The organism is Novosphingobium organovorum (assembly GCF_022832435.1).
Lineage (GTDB): Bacteria > Pseudomonadota > Alphaproteobacteria > Sphingomonadales > Sphingomonadaceae > Novosphingobium > Novosphingobium organovorum.
The window spans coordinates 1-4,045 of sequence record NZ_JALHLF010000189.1 but is presented as its reverse complement, the minus strand read 5'-3'; the positions used below and the strand labels follow the sequence as shown (position 1 = coordinate 4,045).

The window sequence follows — 4,045 nt, the reverse complement described above, 5'->3', positions numbered from 1 at the left end:
GTGCGCGCGGCGGGCGCGAAGAGGCGCGTGTTGCGCCGTCCGGGTTCGGGAAGACGGGCCAGCGCGACCGGCGCGCGCGAAGCCTTGGCCTGCGCGGCCGCGTCCGCCATCTGGCTGAAATTGACCACCGCAGCTACCTGCGCGGCACGCGCCACCCGCGCATCGGTTTGCGCAGCAAGGCCCGTCAACAGGGCAAGCAGGGTAAGCAGCAGGCGGTTGGCCATGGGGAGCAGATAGTAACTGGCCTCCCAATAGTCCACTCCCAAGCGCGAACGGCGCGCAATTTCGCTCCGATTTCTCCACGATGCTTGACCTCGCCGGGCCATGCGTTACCGCGCAAGGCATCATGACTCACCCTGTCTCACCGCTCGCCCAGCCCTTTCCCGAACTGCCTGCGATCGCGGGCGTCACGCCGCATGTCGTGCGCGCGGGGTACAAGAACTGGGGCCGCTGCGACCTGACTTACGTCACCTTCGCGCCGGGCACCGCGGTCGCGGGGGTCTTCACCAAGAACCTATGCTGTTCCTCCGAGGTCGAGATCGGGCGCGCCAACATCGCACAAGGCTCGGCGCGTGCGCTGGTCGTCAACGCGGGCAATTCCAACGCCTTTACCGGCTATCGCGGGCGCGAGGCGGTCGAACAGATCATGGACCAGGTGGCGCGCCACGTCGGCTGTGCGCGCGAAGAAGTCTTCGTCTCCTCGACCGGGGTGATCGGCGTGCCGCTGCCCAAGGACAAGGCGCGCGAAGGGGTGGAAAAGGCGCTCGTCGCCGCGCCCTGCAGCTGGGAAGAGGCGGCCAACACCATCGCCACCACCGACACGTTCGCCAAGGGCGCGACGGCGAGCGCGCTGATCGGCGAGACGACGATCACGATCAGCGCGATCATCAAGGGCTCGGGCATGATCGCGCCCGACATGGCGACGATGCTGGGCTACCTGTTCACCGACGCGGCGGTTTCGCCCGCGTTCCTCCAGCAGTGCCTCTCCGCCGCGAACACCCGCACGTTCTCGTGCATCACGGTCGATTCGGACACCTCGACCAGCGACACCGTACTGGCCTTTGCCACAGGGCAAGCGGGCAACGCGCCGCTGATCGACGAAAACAGTCCCGGCGCCGATGCCTTTGCCGCCGCGATCGGCGATGTCTGCCGCCAGCTCGCCCACCTCGTCGTGCGCGACGGTGAAGGCGCGAGCAAGTTCATCGCCGTCACCGTTTCGGGCGCCGTGTCGGACGAAAGCGCGCGCAAGGTCGGCATGGCAATCGCCAACTCGCCGCTGGTCAAGACCGCCATCGCCGGTGAGGACGCCAACTGGGGCCGCGTGGTCATGGCGGTGGGCAAGGCGGGCGAACCGGCCGATCGCGACACGCTTTCGATCGGGTTCGGCGGCATCTGGGCGGCGAAGCAGGGCTTGCCCCTCGCCGACTACGACGAGGCGCCGGTCGCCGCGCACCTCAAGGGCCAGGACGTCACCATCCAGGTCGACCTGGGGCTGGGCGATGGCGCGGCCACGGTGTGGACCTGCGATCTCACCCACGGCTACATCTCGATCAACGCCGACTACCGCAGCTAAGGGGCCACCATGACCAAGCCGTTCTTCACGATCTGGGGCCGCCTCAACTCGCACAACGTCAAGAAGGTGGTGTGGTTTGCCGAGGAACTCGGCCTCGACTACCAGCGGATCGATATCGGCGGGTCGTTTGGCTATACCGAGGACTACCTCGCGAAAAATCCCAACCGCCTCGTGCCGATGATCGAGGACGGCAAGATCAGCTTGTGGGAATCGAACGCGATCCTGCGCTACATGGCCGCCGAATACGGTGGGGAGCGCTGGTTCCCCGCCGATCCGCTCGACCGTGCGACCGGCGATCGCTGGATGGACTGGCAGGTCACTTACGCCGACGCGCAGCGCCTGCCTTTCCTCAGCTTTGCCCGCGTCAAGCCCGAGGAATGGGACCACGCGGCCATCGCGCGCGACGTCGCCCGGTGCGCGGCCCAGCTCGCCATTCTCGACCGTTACCTGACCGAGCAGCCCTGGCTTTCGGGCGGCCGCTTCGGCATCGGTGACATTCCCATGGGGGTCTATGCCTACACCTGGTTCAGCCTGCCCTTCGACAAGCCGGAATTTCCGGCGCTGGCCGACTGGTACGCGCGCATCCAGGAACGGCCGGGTTTTGCCCCCTACGTGATGATCCCCCTCACCTGACCTTGCCGCGGAGCCCCGCCATGATTACCCCCACCCTCACCGCCGCGGTCGAGACCATCATGCGCGAAGCCTCGGACCGGGCGATCAAGGCGCGCTACCGCAAGCTGGAAACTGACCAGATCATGGACAAGAGCGCCAACGGCATCTTCGACGTGGTCACCATCGCCGACCAGGAAAGCGAGGCGATCCTGACCGCGCGGCTCTCGCAGCTCCTGCCCGAAGCCGCCGTGGTCGGCGAGGAAGCCGTCGCCGCCGATCCTGCGGTGCTCGAACAGCTCAGGGACAAGCTGTGCTGGATCGTCGATCCGCTCGACGGGACGATGAACTTCTCGCAGGGCAAGGCGCCGTTTGGCGTACTCGTCGCGCTCGCGGACAAGGGCGAGACGATCGGGGGCTGGATTCTCGACACCCTTACCGGGCGCTTCTGCCACACAGGGCTCGGCCAGGGCGCGCATATCGGCGATTACCGGATCACCGCACGCACCACCGGGGCAACCCCGCCGGTGGCCGCGATCTCGACGATCTTCATGGAGCCCGGCCAGCGCGACCGGTTCCTGGAACTGGCCGCGCCGCACTACACGCTCGCCGACATTCCGCGCTGCGCGGCCGAACAGTACCCGCGGCTGGTGCTGGGCACCAACGACGTATCGATGTTCAACCGCACGTTGCCCTGGGACCATGCGGCGGGCGCGTTGTTCCTCAACGAAGCGGGCGGCAAGGCCGCGCGGCCCGACGGCAGCGCCTACCGGGTGGACGAATACGAACGGCGCGATCTGATCGGTGCGGCCAGCCCGGCGCTGTGGGAGGATTTCGCCCGGCTCGCGCTCCAGATGGACTGAACCCCTCCCGCGCCCTGCGGCGCAAGAGGGGTCCTGTCGTTTTCAGCAATCGTACCCGCGAAGGCGCAGACGATCCGGTGCGGATCAGATCTCGCTTTCGATCCAGCCCTTGAGCGCGCTCTTGGGCGCGGCGCCCAGCTTCTGCGCGACCGGCTGGCCACCCTTGAACAGCACCATCAGCGGGATCGACTTGACGCCGATCTGGCCGGGAATATCGGTGTTGGCCATGATGTCCATCTTGGCGATGGTGACCTTGCCTTCGAGCTCGTCCGAGATTTCCTCGAGAGCCGGACCGATCATCTTGCACGGACCGCACCAGTCCGCCCAGAAATCGACCAGGACGGGAGTTTCGGACTTGAGGACGTCATCCTCGAAGCTGGAATCGGTAACGGCAATGGTCGGCATGGATAAAACTCCTCGAAACTGTGTTTGGTGGCCAATCTAGGCATGAAACGCCGCGAGGCAACGCCTGCGGGGCAAAAGGATTACTCCGCGCCGCTCAAGGCGGGCTTGTGCGCGGCGAGAACAGCCCACGGCACCTCGATCAACCGGGGCGCCGCCGTGTAAAGCAGCGCGACCTCGATCGCGCGGCCCGGAAAGGTCACTTCGAGCGCGGCGGCATAGGCCCCCATCTGGCGCAGGATACCGCGCGGCACCTCCTCGATCGTCGCGGGCGGGCGGCGCGAAGTCTTGAAGTCGACCAGCCGCACGCGATCGGGGCCGACCACCAGCCGGTCGATCGTGCCCGCCACCACCTGCCCGCCAACGACCGCGGCCACCGGCACTTCGGCCAGGCTCTCGGGCGAAAACAGCGCGGCCCAGTCCGGGTGCGAGACGACGCCCAGCCCATCGGCGAGCAGCTGCGCGCGGGTTTCCGCGTCAAGATCGGCGGCGTTGCGCGCCAGCCAGCGCGCGCCGTCGTCCTCGCGCCGCTCCGGCCCAATCGCGGGAAGACGTTCAAGCAGCGCGTGCAGCACCGTGCCGCGCCGCGCCGCGTTGC

General features: G+C 67.3%; 6 protein-coding genes. 3 read left to right on the top strand and 3 right to left on the bottom strand.

The window, feature by feature from the left end:
- The coding region (locus MTR62_RS20280) for a hypothetical protein (protein ID WP_244024358.1) at positions 1–260 on the bottom strand (260 nt) is incomplete at its 3' end.
- Positions 261–346: 86 nt separating this feature from the next.
- On the opposite strand from MTR62_RS20280, the gene argJ reads away from it, so the two are divergent.
- From argJ to MTR62_RS20265, 3 genes are read left to right on the top strand one after another with little or no spacing between them, the layout of a single operon-like run.
- Positions 347–1,573 carry a bifunctional glutamate N-acetyltransferase/amino-acid acetyltransferase ArgJ gene (gene argJ / locus MTR62_RS20275; RefSeq protein WP_244024357.1) on the top strand — a complete coding sequence of 409 codons (1,227 nt, stop codon included), beginning with the start codon at positions 347–349 and terminating at the stop codon, positions 1,571–1,573.
- A gap of 9 nt (positions 1,574–1,582) precedes the next feature.
- The gene (locus tag MTR62_RS20270; protein WP_244024355.1) at positions 1,583–2,206 is read left to right on the top strand and encodes a glutathione S-transferase family protein; all 624 of its coding nucleotides are present in this window, start codon (positions 1,583–1,585) and stop codon (positions 2,204–2,206) included.
- 20 nt (positions 2,207–2,226) lie between these two features.
- The gene (locus MTR62_RS20265; RefSeq protein ID WP_244024353.1) at positions 2,227–3,045 is read left to right on the top strand and encodes an inositol monophosphatase family protein; all 819 of its coding nucleotides are present in this window, start codon (positions 2,227–2,229) and stop codon (positions 3,043–3,045) included.
- 84 nt (positions 3,046–3,129) lie between these two features.
- On the opposite strand, the gene trxA is transcribed toward MTR62_RS20265, so the two are convergent.
- On the bottom strand, positions 3,130–3,450 hold the full coding sequence (gene trxA, locus MTR62_RS20260; RefSeq protein ID WP_244024351.1) for a thioredoxin: 321 nt from the start codon (positions 3,448–3,450) through the stop codon (positions 3,130–3,132).
- A gap of 80 nt (positions 3,451–3,530) precedes the next feature.
- Positions 3,531–4,045: PD-(D/E)XK nuclease family protein (locus tag MTR62_RS20255; protein WP_244024349.1), on the bottom strand; the 515-nt coding region annotated here is incomplete at its 5' end.

Coding starts and splice junctions, on each gene's coding strand:
- argJ (WP_244024357.1), top strand. CDS start 347: ATGACTCACCCTGTCTCACCGCTCGCCCAGCCCTTTCCCGAACTGCCT.
- MTR62_RS20270 (WP_244024355.1), top strand. CDS start 1,583: ATGACCAAGCCGTTCTTCACGATCTGGGGCCGCCTCAACTCGCACAAC.
- MTR62_RS20265 (WP_244024353.1), top strand. CDS start 2,227: ATGATTACCCCCACCCTCACCGCCGCGGTCGAGACCATCATGCGCGAA.
- trxA (WP_244024351.1), bottom strand. CDS start 3,450: ATGCCGACCATTGCCGTTACCGATTCCAGCTTCGAGGATGACGTCCTC.